Below are 17,708 nucleotides of genomic sequence, written 5' to 3'. Positions count from 1 at the left end.
TACGCGATCGAGAACAACTTCCCGTCGGGCAAGCTGCCGGGCGTGGAGAAATATGCCAACATGTACGTCAACACCTCGCAGGGCGAAGGCGACACCACGGGGCCGTGGAACAGCGGCGAGCAGTGGGAGCGCGTCGATGACCTGGAGCAGGTGATGCCCGCCGACGACGGCGACGGCACGGCGAGCGTGAAGCTACCCGCAAAGGACAAGAAGGTCGCCACCAAGATGGCGGAGCGGACCATGTCCGATCCCTCGGGCGATCCGACGACCGGGGCGGACCTTGGCGCGGGCCCAGGTGCAGGCCGGACCAAGAACGGCGACATGGGCGGCGCACCGGACATTCAATCGGCGCCGGCGATGGCGGAAGAAACCGTCGGCAAGTGAGTGTGGGGCCGGCGCCCGCGGAGCGCGGGCGCCGGCTCTTTCGTACGGGCTGCGACGCTATGTCGCCGGCTACGTGGGCGCGCTGGTCATGGCATGGACGCCTTTACATGCGGAGGCGACATGACGCTCACATGCAAGCGGCGCCTAGAAAGGCACTGTGCCGCCGGGCATCTGCATGCCGATGGTGGTGCTCTGCGCAATGCCTACCTGCCGATCCCAATCGCGCGCGGAGAGGCATTGTTTCTTGACGATCACCAGCGAGCCCTCCTTCAGCGTGCGCTTGCAGATGATCCTCTCATTGTTGCGCGGCTTGATCCGCGTGTCGGCGGTCGCGTACTTGACGGGCCGAACGTCAGCCGGAAGGCGCCACGAGATGTGGCGTCAGCTTCCCGTTCTTGTTCAGCGCCACTTCAAACTGGACATCCCCCTCTTCGCCACGAGACAGCGAAGAGCGTGGATAGTAACGCCGGACGGCAGCGGCGTTCTTTATTTCGATCATCGGGAGGGGCGACCGCGACGGGAGTAGCCTGGGCAAGTGACAGCAGCAGTGCGAGCATGAGTATGTCTGGCTCCCTCTTTGATCAAGAGAGTAACTCAGTTCCCATAAATAACAAATATGTAGAGGATCGCACCGTTGCGCGGGTATTCTGCGCTGCAACACAGGTCGTCGGGGTTGATCAGGGATACGCCGGCTGCGGAGACAGCATTTACTTGGATGTGGCGGCGATGCCCGCGTCGAACAATCGCGCGATTTCGCCCGAGGATAGGCCGAGTGTTTCGGCAAGCACCTGTTCGCTGTGCTGGCCATTGCGCGGGGCAGGGGCAGGCGGGCGGCGTTCCTCGCCCGGCAGCGTGGCAAAGGCGCCGACCGCGGGATAGCGCGTGCCGCTGGGATCGTCGGCAGTGCCGAAGATCGGATTTTCGGTGACCAGCCGCGGATCGCGCACCGCGTCGGCCGTCGTCCCATAAGCGGAATGGACGATGCCGCCAGCGTCGAAGGCCGCGGCGAGATCATCATGGTCGCGCGCGCCGATCGTCGCCTCGAACAGCGGGAACAAGGCGTCACGGTGCGTGAAGCGCAAGCCATCATCCGTGGCGAAGCTGACGCCGCGTTCCGCCTCCACCCGGGCGATCGCGTCGCCGAGGTTTAGCGCGGCGATGAGGTTAGCCCATTGGCGGTGGGTGACGACGACGATCATCGTGCGCTTGCCGTCGCGGGTGGTGAAGTCACGCCCAAACAGGCCGAATACGGTGTTACCCAGGCGCGGGCGATCGGTGCCGGTGTCCATCACCTCGGCAATGCCACCAAGATTGGCCACCGTGCCAATCGCGACGTCGGACAGTGGGATACGGATCTCGCCGCCCTCACCGGTCGTGTCGCGGCGGCGCAGCGCAGCCATCATCGCGAACGCGGCATAGGCGCCGGTCAGCAGATCCCAGGCCGGGAGGACGTGGTTGACGGGCTCCGGCCCCGGTCCGGTCAGCATCGGATAGCCGACCGCATTATTGACGGTGTAGTCAAGCGCCGGGCTGCCATCCGCCCAGCCCATCACGCGTACGGTGATCAGGTCGGGGCGGCCCTGCGCCAGCGTGTCGTGCGCGAGGAAGCCCTTCACCGGAAAGTTGGTGACGAACTGCCCGGTCGCCCGGACCAGCGCCTGGAGCAATTCGCGCCCCTCCGGCCGGCCGAGATCGAGCGCGAGGCTCTTCTTCGCGCGGTTCAGGTTTTCCCAATAAAGGGAATCGCCGTTCTGCGTGACCGGCCAGCGGCGGAAATCGGGACCGCCGCCGATCTGGTCCACGCGGATAACCTCCGCCCCCATCTGCGCCAGATAAAGCCCGGCGGTGGGCGAGGCGACGAAGGACGACGCCTCGATGACCGTCAGGCCTGGGATGAGGTTATACATTTCAATCCACTCCGGCGTTGAACTCGCGCAGCATGTGCTTGGCGATCTGCAGCTGCAGGATCTGCGTGGTGCCTTCGTAGATGCGGTAGATGCGCGCATCGCGGAAGAAACGCTCGGCGTCATATTCGGCGAGATAGCCCGCGCCGCCGTAGATCTGCACCACGCGATCGACGATCCGGCCGCACGCTTCGGACGCGAAGACCTTCGTCGCTGCCGCCTTGCGCAACACCGGCTCGCCAGCGTCGACGCGGCGGGCGCAATCGGCGAGCATCGTCTCGGACGCGTAAATCTCGATATCGCTGTCGGCGAGCATCTGCTGGATCAGCTGGAAATTGGCGATTGGCTCGCCGAACGCCTTGCGCTCGCTGGCATAGCGAAGCGCCGAGTCCACCGCGCGGCGGGCATAGCCCATCGACGCCGCGGCGACAGACAGGCGGCCATTGTCGAGGCTCTTCATCGCGGTGACGAAGCCCTTGCCTTCCTCAAGCCCGAGCAGCGCGTCGGCGGGAAGGTGCACGTCCTCCAGGATGATGTCCGCGATGTGCGTGCCGGCCTGGCCCATCTTCTTGTCAGACTTGCCGACCGTGATGCCGGGCGTGTCCATCGGCACAATGAAGGCAGAGACGTGCGCGTTCTTGGGCAGCGCTTCCTTGGATGTGCGGGCCATGATGACCGCCATCTTCGCGTCGGGGGCATTGGTGATGTAGCGTTTCGTGCCGTTCAGCACCCAGCCGTGGCCGGATTTGACCGCCATCGTCTGCATGCCCGCGGAATCGCTGCCCGACCCCGGTTCGGTGAGGCCAAAGGCGGTTACCATCCCCTCCGCCATCTGCGGCAGCCACTTGGCCTTCTGCTCCTCCGTACCGCCGTTGCGCAGTGCCGAATTGACCATGCCCACGGTGATCGAGATGATCGAGCGGAAGCAGGGCATGGCATAGGCCAGCTCACGGATCGTCTGGGTATATTGATAGGTGTTCATCCCCGCGCCGCCATATTCCTCGGCGATGGTCAGCCCGAACAGCCCCATGTCGCGCATCTCGCCAAGGATGTCGGCGGGGATGCGATCGGTCTCGAGGATTTCCTTTTCAGCCGGGATCAGCCGGTCGCGGACATAGCGGCGCAGCTGGTCGATGAACTGGTCGAACGTTTCGGCGTCCATGCCGGGGTTGAGCGTGCTCATGCGTGGGAACCTCAGATCGGATCGTAGGGGAAGACGTTGGCCGACACTTCGTCGGCGCGCGCGAAGCTGGGGCGGAAGGACGGGATCAGTTCGTCCGCGATCGCCTGCGCCGACCAGCCTTCGAGCTTGGTCATCGAGCGGATCGGGCGCGGCTTGGAGAACAGCACGATCTCGTTCTTGCGCACGGCGAAGATCTGGTTGCTCACGTCCTTCGACAGGTCCGAAGCGAGGAAGGCGACGAGCGGCGCAATCTTGTCGGCGCTCATCGTCTGGAGGCGGGCGACACGCTCCTTAGCCTCGGGTGTTTCGGCCGGGATCGACGCGGTCATTCGGCTCCAGGCGAAGGGTGCGATGCAGTTGGAGCGGACGCCGGCGCGCGCCATGTCGAGCGCGATCGACTGCGACAGGCCGACGATGCCGAGCTTCGCCGCGGAGTAATTCGCCTGGCCGATGTTGCCGATGAGGCCGCTGGTCGAGGTGAAGTGGACGAAGCTGCCCGATTGCTGCTCGCGAAAATAGGGCGTTGCGGCCTTCGACACGTTGAACGCGCCATTGAGGTGAACGTCGATCACCGCTCGCCAATCCTCATGGCTCATCTTGTGCCAGATTGAATCGCGCAGGATGCCGGCGTTGTTCACCACTGCGTCGATGCGGCCGAACTGCTTGACCGCATCTTCGACGATCGTCGCTGCAGCGGCCGGATCGGCGACGCTGGCGAGATTGGCGATTGCCTGGCCGCCGGCGGCAACGATATCGCTGGCGGTCTGCTCGGCCGGGCCGGCTTCACCGCCTTCGCCGCTGCCACCGACACCCGGATCGTTGATCACCACCGCGGCGCCCTCACGTGCGCACAGCAGGGCGATTTCGCGCCCGATGCCGCGTCCGGCGCCAGTGACGGCCACGACCTTTCCGTCGAGAATGCCCATGCTCCACCTCCTGAAACTATTGCGCGACGGGTTACGGCGCGGCGGCAATCATTTCAAGATGGCGCATTGCGGTTTCAGTCCAATGAAGTTTATGGATCGCTGCATGAGTTCACCCGTTCCCTCCGTCGTTCAGGCATTTGCGATCGTCCGTGCGCTGGCGGACGGGCGGGCGCTGACGCTGTCGGAGGTGGCGCAGACCTGCGGGATCAGCCCGTCGAGCTGCCTGGGCCTACTACGCACGCTGGTAGGCGAAGGCGTGCTCTCGCTGGGTGAGGGAAAGCGCTACGCGCTGTCGCCGCCCTGGTCGGAGATCGCGGCCAGCGACCTGGATCGGGCAACCCGGCTGGTCGCGCGGGCGCGGCCGATGCTGGAGCGCGCCGCGCGTGTCTGGCACGCGCCGATCGGCCTGTGGCGGGTGATCGGGCGTGACCGGCTGCAATTGGTCGCGCTGGGGCAAAGCGTTGCTGCGACGCGGATTCATATGGAAGAGGGGCAGCGCCAGCCGATCGGCAGCGGGGCAGTAGGCCGCGCGCTCGCCGCCGCGCAGCGCGTCGGCCGCGACGAACTGGCCCGCCGCTTTGCCGCCGTCCGCTGGCAACGGCCGATCGCCTTTGACGATTATGCGACGCAGGTCGCCGAGGCGGTGGCGCAGGGATATGGGGTGGATGACGGGCTGAGCTATGCCGGCATCGCGTCGCTTGCGGTGTGCCTGCCCGACGATGCGCATTCGCTGTGTGTATCTGCCTCCGTCTTTGCCGGATCGCGCAGCGAGGCGGAGTTCGCCGAGCTTGCCGACGCGCTTCACCAGCTTGCCGCCGATATCGCGGCGCTCGATCAGAAACAGCTTTCGCCGACCAGAAAGGCCCGCGCATGATCCCCGCTGCCCGCAATGATTTTCCCGAAATCCGCGACGCCGTGCGCGCGCTCGTCCGCGAATTCGGCGACAGCTATTTCCGGGAGGTCGATGACCAGCGCGCCTATCCCGAGGCGTTTGTTGATGCGCTGACGAAGGCCGGCTGGATGGCGGCGCTGATCCCCGAAAGCTACGGCGGCGCCGGGCTGGGCCTGACCGAAGCGTCGATCATCATGGAGGAGATCAACCGCGCGGGGGGCAATTCGGGCGCCTGCCACGGGCAGATGTACAATATGAACACGCTGCTGCGGCACGGATCGGAGGCGCAGAAGCAGCGCTTCCTGCCCGAGATCGCAAGCGGCGCGCTTCGCCTGCAATCGATGGCGGTGACGGAGCCGACCACCGGAACCAATACCACCGAGCTGAAGACCCGCGCCGAGCGCCGCGGCGACAAATATGTCGTCAACGGACAGAAGGTGTGGATCAGCCGTATCCAGCATTCGGACCTGATGATCCTGCTGGCACGCACCACCCCGCTGGAAGAGGTGAAGAAGAAGGCTGACGGCCTGTCGATCTTCCTCGTCGATCTTCAGGCGGCGATCGGCAAGGGCATGGAAATCCGCCCGATCCGCAACATGGTCAACCACGAGACCAATGAGGTGTTCTTCGATGACCTGGAACTGCCCGCCGACAGTTTGATCGGTGAGGAAGGCAAGGGTTTCCGCTACATCCTGGACGGACTCAACGCCGAACGGGCGCTGATCGCGGCGGAATGCATCGGCGATGGCTATTGGTTCGTCGAACGCGCGGTGCAGTACGGTTCTGAGCGGATCGTGTTCGATCGCCCGATCGCGAAGAACCAGGGCGTCCAATTCCCGATCGCGCAGGCGTATATGGAAGTGCGCGCCGCTGACCTGATGCGCTACGAGGCGTGCCGGTTGTTCGATGCGCATCAGCCATGCGGGGCGGAGGCGAACATGGCCAAACATCTGGCGGCGGAATCGTCATGGAAGGCGGCCAACGCCTGTTTGCAGACGCATGGCGGCTTCGGCTTCGCGGCCGACTATGACGTCGAGCGCAAATTCCGCGAGACGCGCTTGTACCAAGTCGCGCCGATCAGTTCGAACCTGATCCTGAGCTTCGTCGGCGAACATGTGCTGGGGATGCCGCGCAGCTTCTGACGCACAGGCGGCGGCGGTGTGCGGTCAGACGCGCACCGGCTGCGTCGTCCGGCCGGCTTCCCCGAAGATGCGAACGTAGCGCGCGATCTCGTCCGGGTCGCCCGTCGCCTTGGCCGGATTGTCGGACAGCTTGACCGCCGAGCGGCCGTTGACGCGCGTCACCTTGCAGACGAGCGAGAGCGGCGCGAGCGGGGCGTCCCCTTCCGGGTCGCAGCCGCGGAAATCGTTGGTGAGGTTGGTGCCCCAGCCAAAGCTCATCCTCGCGCGGCTGTGGAAGTGGTGATAGGTCTGTTCGATACTGTCGACGTCCATCCCGTCGGAGAAGATCAGCAGCTTGCCCCGAGGGTCGCGACCCTTGTCCTGCCACCAGCGGATGATCTGCTCCCCCGCCTCGATCGGCGGCATGCTGTCAGGACGAAAACCGGTCCAGTTCGCCACCCAGTCGGGCGCATCGCGCAGGAACGCCGCGGTGCCATAAGTGTCGGGCAGGACGATCAGCAGATTGCCGGCATAATCCTCCTGCCATTCCTCCAGCACGCGATAGGGCGCGCGGGCGAGCGCGCCATCGTCCGGCGCCTCGGCCGCGGCGACCATCGGCAGTTCATGGGCATTGGTCCCGATCGCCTCCAGATCGGCGTCCATCGCGAGGAGGACGTTGGACGTGCCAATCAGCCGGTGGCCGAGGCCCTCCTTCAGCGCCTCGACGCACCAGCGTTGCCAAAGGAAGCCGTGGCGGCGGCGGGTGCCGAAATCCGACAGCGCGAGATCAGGCAACTCCCGCAGCCGCTCCACCTTGCTCCACAGCCGCGCCTTGGCACGCGCGTAGAGTACGTCGAGGGCAAAGCGACCGCGATGGCGCAGCGCCGCGCGCGAGCGTAGCTCGTTGACGATGGCCAGCGCGGGAATTTCCCACAGCGTCACCTCCGCCCAAGGGCCCGCAAACGTCAGTTCGAACTGGCCGTCTACGCGGCGAAGCTCATAGTCGGGCAGGCGATAGCGCGCGAGCCACGCGATAAAGTCCGGACGGAACATCCGCTCTACGCCGTAGAAGGTGTTGCCGGCGAGCCAGATCAGCTCCTTCTTGGTGAAGCGGACGGTGCGCGCATGATCGAGCTGTTCGCGAAGCTCGCCCTCGTCGATCACTTCGGCCAGCCTGACGGTGCGGGTTCGGTTGATCAGTGAGAAGGTGACGTTCGTATCCGCATGACGCGACCAGATCAGCTGAAGCATCAGCAGTTTGTAGAAATCGGTGTCGAGCAGGCTGCGGACGATCGGATCGAGCCGGAAGCTGTGGTTGTAGGTGCGCGTGGCCAGATCAGTGACGGTCATCACGCGATGGAGTGCCCGAACGGCAGGTTTCGTTCCCTTGCCGTCGGCCGGCTGCTTGCAGCGCCCCGCGTTTGTCGCGACAAGGCGCTGAAAACGGGGAGCCTTCCATGCGACGTAGAACCTTTGTTGCCACGCTGCCGGCGCTTGCCATCGCTCCCACGTTCGCGCGGGCGCAGCAGGGAACGTCCAGCCAGTCGCAGGGAACCGAGGGGCCGGGGCAGGGCGGGGCGCCGCAGCCGGCCACCGCGAAGGCCGCCGAACTGCCAAGATACTGGGCGCCGGGTGAAGATCGCTTCATCCGCCCCGACGTGCATGCGGGCGACCGACCGGTGGGAGCGAGCTTCGCTTCGCGCACGGCGGTCTATGGCCTGAACGGCGCGGCCGGCACCGCCCACCCGCTCGCCACGCAGGCGGGCATCGACATGCTGAAGCGTGGCGGATCGGCGGTCGATGCGGCAATCGCAATGAACGCCTGCCTCGGCTTGCTGGAGCCGACCGCCAGCGGCATCGGCGGCGACGTTTATGCGATGATCTGGGATCCGAAGCTGAAGAAGGTCGTAGGGCTTGCCGGGTCGGGCGCCAGCCCGCGTGGCCTGTCGCTCGACACGGTGCGCGGCCGGGCGAAGAACGGTGCGCTGCCGCCGCTGGGGGCGATCACGGTTTCGGTGCCGGGCACGGTTGATGGCTGGTGGACGATGCACCAGCGCTACGGCAAATTGCCGTGGAAGGTGCTGTTCGAACCGGCGATCGCCATGGCCGAAGCAGGGACGCCGGTCCCCGACATCATTGCTTATTACATCCGTCGCAGCATGGCGAACTTCGCCCGCGCCGGGAACGGCGTGGAAGAGACGGCGAACGCGCTGAAGACATGGGGCATGGCTGACGGGAAGGGACCGGCGGCAGGACAGGTGTTCCGCAATCCCGACCTCGCGCGCACTTATCGCACGATCGCCGCGGGCGGCCGCGACGCCTTCTACGCCGGTGATCTGGCGCGCACCATGGACCGCTATTTCAAGCGGATCGGCGGCTGGCTGCGCTATGAGGATCTGGCAGCACACCGCTCCGAATGGATCGACCCCAACCACACCGATTATCGCGGCAGCACCGTCCATGCGCTGGGCGCCAACACGCAGGGGATCGCCACGCTTCAGATGCTCAACATCCTCGAGCATTTCGACCTGAAGGATGCCGGCTTCCAATCGCCGCTGTCGATCCATCTTCAGGCGGAGGCAAAGCGGCTGGCCTATGAGGATCGCGCGCGTTTCTATGCCGATCCCAAGTTTTCCGACGTGCCGGTCGATTGGCTGGTTTCCAAGGAATATGCCGCCCAGCGCGCGAAGCTGATCCGGCCCGATCGTATCCTGACACCGGTCTATCCGGGGCAGGCGCCGAGCCGCGGCGACACCACCTATTTCTCCTGCGCCGACAAGGACGGGATGATGGTGTCGATGATCCAGTCCAACTTCCGCGGCATGGGTTCGGGGCTGGTAGCCGACGGCCTTGGCTTTATGTTCCAGGATCGCGGGCAGTTGTTCAGCCTGAAGGACGGCCACCCCAATATCTATGCGCCGGGCAAGCGGCCGTTCCAGACGATCATTCCGGGCTTTGCGACGCGTGGTGCAAACCCGTGGATGAGCTTTGGCGTGATGGGCGGCGACATGCAGCCGCAGGGGCAGACGCAGATCATCGTCAACCGCGTCGATTATGGGCTGGAGGCGCAGTCTGCCGGCGACGCGCCGCGCTGGCACCACGAAGGATCGTCGCAGTCGATGGGCGAGGATGATCCGGGGCTGGCGCCGACCGGGCGCTTGCGCCTGGAAAGCGGGGTGCCGCTGGCAACCCGGCAGAAGCTGGCCGAGATGGGGTGGTCGATCGGCGACCCGGACGGCAGCTTTGGCCGATATCAGTGCGTCGAACATCGGATGGACGGCGACACCCGTGTTTACGGCGCGGCAAGCGAGATGCGCGCGGATGGGTGCGCGCTGGCCTATTAGGCCGGCGTCCCCCCTTGGGGGGCGGGATAGACCGCGCCCATGAAGAACAGGCCGTCGGGCGGTGCATTGAGGCCAAGTCGGGTGCGGTCCGCCGCCTCCAGCGCCGCGCGCAGATCCTGCGCAGACCAGCGACCCAGCCCGACCAGTGCCAGGCAGCCAACCATCGAGCGGACCTGATGGTGAAGGAAGGAGCGCGCTGCCGCCTCCACCATGATGCGATCGCCCGTGCGGTGCACCGCCAGCCGGTCGACTGATTTCACGGGGCTTGCCGACTGGCAATGCGCAGAGCGGAAGGTGGTGAAATCATGCCGCCCGACCAGCAATTGCGCGGCATCGTGCATTGCCGCGGCATCAAGCGGCTGGGAGACCTGCCAGGCGAGACCCTTTTCCCAGGTGAGCGGCGCGCGGCGATTGACGATGCGATATTCGTAGGATCGGCCAAGGCAGGAGAAGCGCGCGTGCCAATCGTCCGGCACGACCTCGCACGCCAGGATCGCCACCGGGTTGGGGCGCAGCCGTGCGTTCAACGCCTCGCTCAGCCGAAAGGCAGTGATCGGCTTGGTGATGTCGACATGCGCGCGCATCGCGGTGGCGTGTACGCCGGCATCGGTGCGGCCGGCGGCATGGACGGTGGTGCGCTCGCCAGTCACCGCAAACGCGGCATCCTCGATCGCCTGTTGCACGCTGGGGCCATGGTCCTGCCGCTGCCAGCCCATGAAGGGCCGCCCGTCGAACTCGACCGTCAGCGCGAAGCGGGTCACAGGCGCGTGCCGGCCGGTATCGGGAAGCCGCGGAGCAGCTCATCGACGCTCATCACGCCCCGGCCTGCGCGCTGGACAAGCGTGGGCCGCAGCGCGCCGCTGCCGCAGGCGATCGTCAGCCGATCGTCGATGACCTCGCCTGGCGTCGTTGGGGCCGCACCAGTATCGGTGATGACGTCGGCGGCGAGCAGGCGCACCCGCTCGCCGTTCGCTTCGAACCAGGCGCCCGGTGGATTGAACGCGCGCACCTGTCGCTCGACCACTTCAGCGGCAGGTGTGAAATCGAGCCGCATTTCCTCCTTGGAGATCTTTGCCGCATAGGTGATGCCGTCCTCCGGCTGGGCGACGGGCGGATGGCTGTCGAGATCCGTAAGCACGGTGACCATCAGCTGCGCGCCCATTTGCGCCAGTTCGTCGGTCAACTCGCCAGCGGTCTTCGCCGCGATCGGGGTGCGTCCTTCCAGACGGACCGGTCCTGTGTCGAGCCCGGCCTCCATCTGCATGATGCCCACGCCTGTTTCGGCATCACCCGCCAGGATCGCGCGCTGGATCGGCGCGGCGCCCCGCCAGCGCGGGAGCAGCGATCCGTGAATGTTGAGGCAGCCGAACCGCGGCGCGTCGAGGATTGGGCGCGGCAGGATGAGGCCGTAGGCCGCCACCACCGCAACGTCGGCGCCCAGCCCGGCGAATGTCGCCTGCTCCTCGGCATTGCGTAGCGATACCGGCGTGTGCACCGGAATGCCGAGCGCCTCCGCCGCCGCGTGAACGGGGGAGGGGACCAGCGCGCGGCCGCGCCGCCCGCCCGGACGCGGCGGCTGGCTGTAGGCGGCGACGATCTGATGCCCGGCGGCGACCAGCGCTTCCAGAGCCGGGACGGCGAACGCGGGCGTGCCCATGAAGATGATCCGCATGGCGGGCGCTTCAACGCGCTGGCGGACGTGGACGCAACCCCCTATCTGTTCCCAGGATGGCATCACAGGAGATCGAGGCGCTGACGGGCGCGTTGGCGCGGCTGCCCGGGCTGGGGCCGCGATCGGCACGGCGGGCGGTGCTTCACCTCGTCAAGAAGCGCGAGGGCGCCTTGATCCCGCTGCTTTCTGCGCTGCAGGCGGTGGAGGAGCGGCTCGCGACCTGCTCGATCTGCGGCAATGTCGACACGATCGATCCCTGTGCGATCTGCGTCGATCCGCGCCGGGATGCGCGGTCGCTGTGCGTCGTGGAGGAAGTCGCCGACCTGTGGGCGCTGGATCGGTCGCGGTTGTTTCCGGGCCGCTTCCACGTGCTGGGCGGGCGGCTGTCGGCGCTGGAGGGCGTGCGGCCCGAGGATCTGTCGATCGATCAACTGGTGCGCCGGATCGAGGCGGGCGGGATCGACGAAGTGGTGCTGGCGATGAACGCGACGCTGGAGGGTCAGACGACCGCGCACTACATCGCCGAGCGGCTGGAACGCTATCCGGTTCGTCTGACTCAGCTCGCCCACGGCCTTCCGGTGGGGGGAGAGCTCGATTATCTGGACGAGGGAACACTCGCGCAGGCGCTGCGGGCGCGGCGCCCCGTCGCCTGATCAAGGTGGCATTCGGCCGCTTCGCTTGATTCGGGCGACCGCTGCCAATATCTGCCCGCCATGGCCGTTCTTCCCATTGTAGAAATTCCCGATCCCCGCCTTCGTCAGATGTGCGAACCCGTGGCGACGATCGACGACGATGTGCGTCAGCTCGTTTCCGACATGACCGACACGATGTATGACGCGCACGGGATTGGCCTTGCCGCGATCCAGGTCGGTGTGCTGCGCCGCGTGGTCGTCATCGACCTTCAGGACCGGCAGAGCGATGAGCCGGTGGAGGAGGGCGAAACCCCTGCCACGGTTCGCGATCCCCGGGCGTACATCAACCCCGAGATCCTGTGGGAATCGGAGGAGCTGTCCCGCTATCAGGAAGGGTGCCTGTCCATCCCCGAGCAATATGCCGAGGTGGAGCGTCCTGCACGCTGCCGCGTCGCTTGGCTCGATGTCGACGGCAACCGGCATGAAGAGGAAATGGATGGCCTTCTCGCCACCTGCATGCAGCATGAGATCGATCATTTGAACGGCGTGCTGTTCATCGACCATATCACCCGCCTGAAGCGCGACATGCTGCTGAAGAAGCTGGCTAAGGCACGCAAGAACGCCGCCTGAGGCGGCTTGCCACTAGCGGTGGCGATCGATAGGTTCGCGCTTCGTTCCAGATTGGAGGAAGCGTGGAGCCTGTCGCCATCCTGTTCATTTTCGTAGCGCTGGTGCTTGGGCTGGCCGCCGGTTGGTGGCTTGCCAGCCGCACGGCGGCGACGCTTCGGGCCGAACGCGATGCGCGCGCGGCGGAATTCAAGAAAGCGATCGTGGATCTGGCCGGCGCGGAGGAGCGCGCCCGGGCCGCTGACGCGTTGCGTCAGGAACTGGCCGCGATCCGCGACGATCGCGATGCCGCGCGGGCGGACATTGCGCGGCTGGAGGCGGAAGCGCGCGGCTTTGACGCGCGGCTGGCCGAATTGCGCGAGGCCAAGGACGCGCTGGCCGCACAATTTGGCCAGGTCGGGCAGAAGCTGCTGGCTGAGGCGCAGGACCGGTTTCTGCAGCGCGCCAACGAACGTTTCCGCGAATCCGAGGAAACCGCCGGGCAGAACCTGAAAGCGATGCTTCAGCCGGTGAGCGACCGGCTGCAACGCTATGAGGAAGGCGTGGCGAAGATCGAAGCCGAGCGTCGCGACGCCTTTGGCGAATTGCGCGGCCAGATCGAGCAGATGCGGGTGGGGCAGGAATCGGTCCGCAGCGAGGCAGCGCGGCTGGTGAATGCACTGCGCAACGCGCCCAAGGCGCGCGGCCGCTGGGGCGAGCAGCAGCTACGCAACGTGCTGGAAAGTTGCGGCCTCTCCGAACACGCCGACTTTCAGACCGAAGTGTCGGTGACCGATGCGGATGGTGCCCGTTTTCGACCGGACGTGATCGTGCGTATCCCAGGCGGCAAGTCTCTGGTGATCGACGCAAAGGTGTCGCTGAACGCCTATCAGGACGCCTTTGGTGCCGTGGACGAGGCGGAGCGGACCGCCGGTCTTAACGCCCATGCCGCCGCCATGCGCGCGCATGTCAACGGGCTGGGTGCGAAGGCCTATTGGAACCAGTTCGAGGACGCGCCCGATTATGTGGTGATGTTCGTGCCGGGCGAGCATTTTCTATCGGCCGCGCTGGAGCATGATCCGACGCTGTGGGATTATGCCTTTGACCGTAAGGTCCTGCTGGCGACGCCAACCAACCTGATCGCCATTTCCCGCACCGTCGCCGCGGTATGGCGGCAGGAGATGCTGGCCAAGGAAGCACGCGAGATCGCCCAGTTGGGCAAGGATCTGTACGCGCGCCTCTCCGTGATGGGCGGCCACGTCGCGAAATTGGGCAAGAACCTGGATACCGCGATGACGGCGTACAACCAGTTCGTCGGCAGCCTTGAATCCCAGGTGCTCACCCAGGCGAGGCGTTTCGAGGCGTTGAAGATCGATACCGCGGGCAAGGCGATTGAGGTCCCACCGGTGGTGGAACAGGCAGCGCGTCCGCTGACGAAGCTGATCGCCGAGGCAGACGCCGCTGAGTGAGCCCGGCGGTTGCCGCCGGGCTCACCTGACAAGAGCCGGAGGAGGCAGCCGGGCGAGCGGGTGCCAGTGTGTCGGTTCAGCCGCGCAGCGCCGCCGCGGCGCGTGCCTTGGCCTCGATCTCCGCCGGGGTGCCGCCGGTGACCCAGCTACCGCCGACGCAGAGCACCCGATCGAACGCTAGCCAGGTCGGCGCGCTTGCCTCGGTAATCCCGCCGGTTGGGCAGAAATGGCATTGATAGAAGGGCGCGGCGAGAGCCTTCAGTGCCTTGATCCCGCCGGATGTTTCGGCCGGAAAGAATTTGAAATGCGTAAGGCCCAGGTCCAGCCCCCGCATGATGTCGCCCGCGGTAGCGACCCCCGGCAGGAACGGAACGCCGCTCGCAATGATCGGCTCTGCCAGTCGCTCGGTCAGGCCCGGCGACACGATGAACTCGGCGCCGGCATCAATCACTTGTTCGAACTGGTCGGTCGTCACCACCGTGCCGGCGCCGACGATCGCGCCGGGCACCTGCTTCATCTCGCGGATCGCATCCAGCGCGGCCGGGGTGCGCATCGTCACCTCCAGCACCCTCAGCCCGCCGGCGACCAGCGCCTCGGCCATCGGGCGCGCCGTGGCGGCGTCCTCGATGACCAGCACCGGAATCACCGCGCTCGTCCGCATGATGTTTCCGATTTCGCTCATGCCGTATGTTCCTGTGCAAAGGCAGCAGCGGCGCCGAACAGGCCCGGCTGCGGATGGGTGATGAGCTTCACCGGGATGCCGCTCATCATTGACTGGAAGCGCCCCTTGGCGACGAAGCGGTGGCCGAAGCCGGAGCGAAGCAGCCGATCCTTGATCCGCAGGCCCAGCCCGCCGCCGATCACGACGCCGTTAGCGCCATGCGCCAGTGCCAGATCGCCCGCAGTCGCGCCGAGCGCGAGGCAGAAGCGGTCGAGCGCGGCCAGCGCGATCGGATCGGTGCCCTCGAGTGCCTCGGTCCAGATCACCTTGTCGTCGCGCATGCGGACGGGGCGGCCCTCCATCTCGGCCAGCATCTCATAGATGCCAACGATGCCGGGGCCGGCGCAAATCCGTTCCGCCGACACGCGGGTGAAGGTGCGCCGCAACCGCTTCAGCAGCGCGTCCTCAATGTCGTCGAGCGGGGCGAAATCGATATGACCGCCCTCGGTCGGCAGGACGTGATAATTGCCGCCGGTCTTGAAGACCTGCGCGACGCCCAGCCCGGTGCCGGGCCCACAAACGGTGGTCACGCCCTTGTCGGGGAGCGGCGTGTCTGGTCCGCAGAGATGGTCGAACGCCGTGTCGGGAAGCTGCGCGACGGCATGGCCAATCGCGCCGAAATCGTTGATAATCGTGTAGCTGTCGACGCCCAGCCGCTCGGGGATCAGCGACGGGCGGATCACCCAGGGATTATTGGTCAGGCGGATGATGTCGCCAGTCACTGGCGAGGCCACCGCGATCGCTGCAGCGCGCGGGGCGGGGCGATCGAGCTTGCGTTCGAACATCTGCCACGCCGTCTGCAGACTGGCATATTCGGCCGTCTTCAGCGTGATCGGCTCGCCCAGCGAAACGACCCGGCCATTCTCGACTCCCGCGATCGCAAAGCGGGAGTGTGTGCCGCCGATATCGACCGAAACGATGTCCATCATTCAAACTCCCAAGCCGCGCGGCATCGCCTTGCGGGTAACAACGTCAGGGGCGTGAAGCGCTGGCGCCTCACCGCGGAGCTATAGTCCCGCGCCCGCGAGCACCGCCGAGGCGCCCTTTTCCGCCTCGTCGGCGAGACCGCGGAACATGCCGAACAGCTCGCGCCCGAAGCCGTCGGCGGCTGCCGGCGCCGCCGCGGGGATGCGCGCTGCCCATTCCGCGGGGTCGACCAGCGCACCGAGCGTTCCCGCCACTGCGTCGACGCGGATCATGTCACCATCGCGGATCAGCGCGATCGGTCCGCCAGCGCCGTTCAGGCCGGGCAACGCCTCCGGAGACACATGAATCGCCGCCGGCACCTTGCCGGACGCGCCGGACATTCGCCCGTCGGTGACCAGCGCCACGCGATAGCCGCGGTTCTGAAGCACGCCCAAGGGCGGGGTCAGCTTGTGCAATTCGGGCATGCCGTTGGCGCGCGGACCCTGGAAGCGGACGACCACCACCACGTCGCGATCGAGTTCGCCGCGCTGGAAGGCAGCGAGCACGGCGGCCTGGTCGCAGAATACGGCCGCCGGGGCCTCGACGATCCAGCGCTCCGGGTCGACCGCCGATACCTTGATGCACGCGCGGCCGATGTTGCCGGCAAGGATCCGCATGCCACCGTCAGCGGAAAAGGGCGCGGCGGACGTGCGCAGGATCGTATCGTCGCCGCTGGGCCCCGGATCGCGCCACGCGAGCGAGTCGTTCTCCAGCGTCGGTTTGGCCGAATAGTCGCTCAGCGATTGGCCGCCCGCGGTCAGGATGTCGCCGTGCAGATGGCCGCTCGCCAGCAGCTCGCGAATAACGAAGGCCATGCCGCCGGCCGCCTCGAAGCCGTTCACGTCGGCGGCGCCGTTGGGATAGACGCGCGCGATCAGCGGCACCGCGCTCGACAGGCGGTCCATGTCCTCCCAGTCGATCACGATGCCGGCGGCGCGCGCGATCGCCGGCAGGTGGAGCAGGTGGTTGGTCGAGCCGCCGGTCGCGAGCAGGCCCACCGCCGCGTTCACGATCGCCCGCTCATCGATGCAGTGACCGATCGGGCGATAATCCTCGCCCCGCCAACCGAGGCCGGCCACGCGATGCACCGCCGCGCGGGTCAGTGCCTGGCGCAGCTTGGTGCCCGGATTGACGAAGGCAGCGTTGGGGATGTGGAGGCCCATCACCTCCATCATCATCTGATTGGTATTTGCGGTGCCGAAAAAGGTGCAGGTGCCGCGCGTGTGATAGGCGGCGATCTCGCTATCCAGCAATTCCTCGCGACCTGCGTCGCCGGTGGCGAAACGCTCGCGCACCTCCGCCTTGCTCTTGTTGGAAATGCCGCTCGGCATCGGCCCGCCTGGCACCATCAGCATCGGCAGGTGCCCGAAGCGCAGCGCCCCCATCAGCAGGCCCGGCACGATCTTGTCGCAGATGCCCAGCAGCAATGCGCCTTCGAAGGTGCCGTGGCTGAGCGCGATCGCGGTGGACAGCGCGATGGTGTCGCGGCTGAACAGCGACAATTCCATGCCCGCATAGCCTTGCGTCACGCCGTCGCACATCGCGGGCACGCCGCCTGCGACCTGCGCCGTCGCGCCGACCTCACGCGCCCACACCTTCATCTGCTCGGGGTAGCGATAATATACCGCGTGGGCCGAGAGCATGTCGTTGTAGGCAGTGACGATGCCGATGTTCATGCCGTCGCCCGTGCGCATGGCGGGGCGGTCCTCCTCTGTCCCGGCATAGGCATGGGCGAGGTTGGCGCAGCCGAGCGAAGGGCGGCCGATCCACTGGTCGCGCTCGCGCGTCAGCAGGTCGAGGTAGCGCGCCCGGCTGTCACGCGATCGCGCGATCACGCGATCGGTGACGGCGGACACGATGGGGTTCAGCTGGGGCATTGTTGCACTTC

The 17,708-nt window shown here is 66.5% G+C and carries 16 protein-coding genes and 1 pseudogene; 7 read left to right on the top strand and 10 right to left on the bottom strand.

Features of this window, described 5'->3' with window-relative positions; all coding sequences use genetic code 11:
- A pseudogene (locus K0S66_RS13865) lies at positions 1-384 on the top strand (manganese catalase family protein); the annotation flags it as partial.
- Positions 385-736: 352 nt separating this feature from the next.
- On the opposite strand, the gene K0S66_RS13860 reads toward K0S66_RS13865, so the two are convergent.
- The 4 genes from K0S66_RS13860 to K0S66_RS13845 form a co-directional block, all read right to left on the bottom strand.
- A complete protein-coding gene (locus K0S66_RS13860; protein WP_301076057.1) occupies positions 737-883 on the bottom strand; it encodes a hypothetical protein in 147 nt (48 codons plus the stop codon).
- Positions 884-1,091: 208 nt separating this feature from the next.
- The gene (locus tag K0S66_RS13855; protein WP_301076056.1) at positions 1,092-2,291 is read right to left on the bottom strand and encodes a CoA transferase; all 1,200 of its coding nucleotides are present in this window, start codon (positions 2,289-2,291) and stop codon (positions 1,092-1,094) included.
- A 1-nt stretch (position 2,292) separates the two neighbouring features.
- Complete coding sequence (locus tag K0S66_RS13850) at positions 2,293-3,471, bottom strand: acyl-CoA dehydrogenase family protein (RefSeq protein ID WP_301076055.1); 1,179 nt, start codon at positions 3,469-3,471, stop codon at positions 2,293-2,295.
- A gap of 11 nt (positions 3,472-3,482) precedes the next feature.
- Entirely contained in the window at positions 3,483-4,397 is a 915-nt protein-coding gene (locus tag K0S66_RS13845) for an SDR family NAD(P)-dependent oxidoreductase (protein ID WP_301076054.1), read from the bottom strand.
- A 103-nt stretch (positions 4,398-4,500) separates the two neighbouring features.
- Between K0S66_RS13845 and K0S66_RS13840 the strand changes: the two genes are divergently transcribed.
- Entirely contained in the window at positions 4,501-5,271 is a 771-nt protein-coding gene (locus K0S66_RS13840; protein WP_301076053.1) for a helix-turn-helix domain-containing protein, read from the top strand.
- Positions 5,268-6,431, top strand: coding sequence for an acyl-CoA dehydrogenase family protein (locus K0S66_RS13835; RefSeq protein WP_301076052.1), 1,164 nt, complete (start codon positions 5,268-5,270; stop codon positions 6,429-6,431). Before K0S66_RS13840 ends, K0S66_RS13835 begins: the two co-directional genes overlap by 4 nt.
- 24 nt (positions 6,432-6,455) lie before the next feature.
- Here K0S66_RS13835 and pncB read toward each other — a convergent pair whose 3' ends face one another.
- A complete protein-coding gene (gene pncB, locus K0S66_RS13830) occupies positions 6,456-7,760 on the bottom strand; it encodes a nicotinate phosphoribosyltransferase (RefSeq protein WP_301076051.1) in 1,305 nt (434 codons plus the stop codon).
- 107 nt (positions 7,761-7,867) lie between these two features.
- Between pncB and K0S66_RS13825 the strand changes: the two genes are divergently transcribed.
- Positions 7,868-9,754 carry a gamma-glutamyltransferase family protein gene (locus K0S66_RS13825; protein ID WP_301076050.1) on the top strand — a complete coding sequence of 629 codons (1,887 nt, stop codon included), beginning with the start codon at positions 7,868-7,870 and terminating at the stop codon, positions 9,752-9,754.
- Here K0S66_RS13825 and truA read toward each other — a convergent pair.
- Positions 9,751-10,515, bottom strand: a complete 765-nt coding sequence (gene truA / locus K0S66_RS13820; protein WP_301076049.1) for a tRNA pseudouridine(38-40) synthase TruA — start codon at positions 10,513-10,515, stop codon at positions 9,751-9,753. The genes K0S66_RS13825 and truA overlap by 4 nt on opposite strands.
- Complete coding sequence (gene fmt / locus K0S66_RS13815) at positions 10,512-11,426, bottom strand: methionyl-tRNA formyltransferase (RefSeq protein ID WP_301076048.1); 915 nt, start codon at positions 11,424-11,426, stop codon at positions 10,512-10,514. The genes truA and fmt overlap by 4 nt, the downstream gene beginning before the upstream one ends.
- Positions 11,427-11,482: 56 nt before the next feature.
- Between fmt and recR the strand changes: the two genes are divergently transcribed.
- From recR to K0S66_RS13800, 3 genes are all read left to right on the top strand, one after another.
- Positions 11,483-12,079, top strand: coding sequence for a recombination mediator RecR (gene recR / locus K0S66_RS13810; protein ID WP_301076047.1), 597 nt, complete (start codon positions 11,483-11,485; stop codon positions 12,077-12,079).
- A gap of 60 nt (positions 12,080-12,139) precedes the next feature.
- On the top strand, positions 12,140-12,688 hold the full coding sequence (gene def / locus K0S66_RS13805; protein WP_301076046.1) for a peptide deformylase: 549 nt from the start codon (positions 12,140-12,142) through the stop codon (positions 12,686-12,688).
- A gap of 62 nt (positions 12,689-12,750) precedes the next feature.
- Positions 12,751-14,133, top strand: coding sequence for a DNA recombination protein RmuC (locus K0S66_RS13800; protein ID WP_301076045.1), 1,383 nt, complete (start codon positions 12,751-12,753; stop codon positions 14,131-14,133).
- A gap of 76 nt (positions 14,134-14,209) precedes the next feature.
- On the opposite strand, the gene eda is transcribed toward K0S66_RS13800, so the two are convergent.
- From eda to edd, 3 genes are all read right to left on the bottom strand, one after another.
- Positions 14,210-14,815, bottom strand: coding sequence for a bifunctional 4-hydroxy-2-oxoglutarate aldolase/2-dehydro-3-deoxy-phosphogluconate aldolase (eda, locus tag K0S66_RS13795; RefSeq protein ID WP_301076044.1), 606 nt, complete (start codon positions 14,813-14,815; stop codon positions 14,210-14,212).
- Positions 14,812-15,780 (bottom strand): glucokinase, encoded by a 969-nt coding sequence (gene glk, locus K0S66_RS13790; RefSeq protein WP_301076064.1) that lies wholly within the window; start codon positions 15,778-15,780, stop codon positions 14,812-14,814. The genes eda and glk overlap by 4 nt, the downstream gene beginning before the upstream one ends.
- Positions 15,781-15,861: 81 nt before the next feature.
- Positions 15,862-17,697, bottom strand: coding sequence for a phosphogluconate dehydratase (gene edd, locus K0S66_RS13785; protein WP_301076043.1), 1,836 nt, complete (start codon positions 17,695-17,697; stop codon positions 15,862-15,864).
- Positions 17,698-17,708: the final 11 nt, after the last annotated feature.

It is taken from the genome of Sphingomonas sp., assembly GCF_029239295.1.
GTDB lineage: Bacteria > Pseudomonadota > Alphaproteobacteria > Sphingomonadales > Sphingomonadaceae > Sphingomonas.
This window is presented reverse-complemented; position numbering and strand designations above follow the sequence as displayed.

What these genes read in the sequence shown, in the direction of transcription:
- K0S66_RS13845 (WP_301076054.1), bottom strand. Translation starts at nt 4,397, where the DNA reads ATGGGCATTCTCGACGGAAAGGTCGTGGCCGTCACTGGCGCCGGACGC.
- edd (WP_301076043.1), bottom strand. Translation starts at nt 17,697, where the DNA reads ATGCCCCAGCTGAACCCCATCGTGTCCGCCGTCACCGATCGCGTGATC.
- fmt (WP_301076048.1), bottom strand. Translation starts at nt 11,426, where the DNA reads ATGCGGATCATCTTCATGGGCACGCCCGCGTTCGCCGTCCCGGCTCTG.
- K0S66_RS13860 (WP_301076057.1), bottom strand. Translation starts at nt 883, where the DNA reads ATGATCGAAATAAAGAACGCCGCTGCCGTCCGGCGTTACTATCCACGC.
- recR (WP_301076047.1), top strand. Translation starts at nt 11,483, where the DNA reads ATGGCATCACAGGAGATCGAGGCGCTGACGGGCGCGTTGGCGCGGCTG.
- def (WP_301076046.1), top strand. Translation starts at nt 12,140, where the DNA reads ATGGCCGTTCTTCCCATTGTAGAAATTCCCGATCCCCGCCTTCGTCAG.
- K0S66_RS13855 (WP_301076056.1), bottom strand. Translation starts at nt 2,291, where the DNA reads ATGTATAACCTCATCCCAGGCCTGACGGTCATCGAGGCGTCGTCCTTC.
- K0S66_RS13825 (WP_301076050.1), top strand. Translation starts at nt 7,868, where the DNA reads ATGCGACGTAGAACCTTTGTTGCCACGCTGCCGGCGCTTGCCATCGCT.
- eda (WP_301076044.1), bottom strand. Translation starts at nt 14,815, where the DNA reads ATGAGCGAAATCGGAAACATCATGCGGACGAGCGCGGTGATTCCGGTG.
- K0S66_RS13835 (WP_301076052.1), top strand. Translation starts at nt 5,268, where the DNA reads ATGATCCCCGCTGCCCGCAATGATTTTCCCGAAATCCGCGACGCCGTG.
- K0S66_RS13840 (WP_301076053.1), top strand. Translation starts at nt 4,501, where the DNA reads ATGAGTTCACCCGTTCCCTCCGTCGTTCAGGCATTTGCGATCGTCCGT.
- glk (WP_301076064.1), bottom strand. Translation starts at nt 15,780, where the DNA reads ATGGACATCGTTTCGGTCGATATCGGCGGCACACACTCCCGCTTTGCG.
- pncB (WP_301076051.1), bottom strand. Translation starts at nt 7,760, where the DNA reads ATGACCGTCACTGATCTGGCCACGCGCACCTACAACCACAGCTTCCGG.
- K0S66_RS13850 (WP_301076055.1), bottom strand. Translation starts at nt 3,471, where the DNA reads ATGAGCACGCTCAACCCCGGCATGGACGCCGAAACGTTCGACCAGTTC.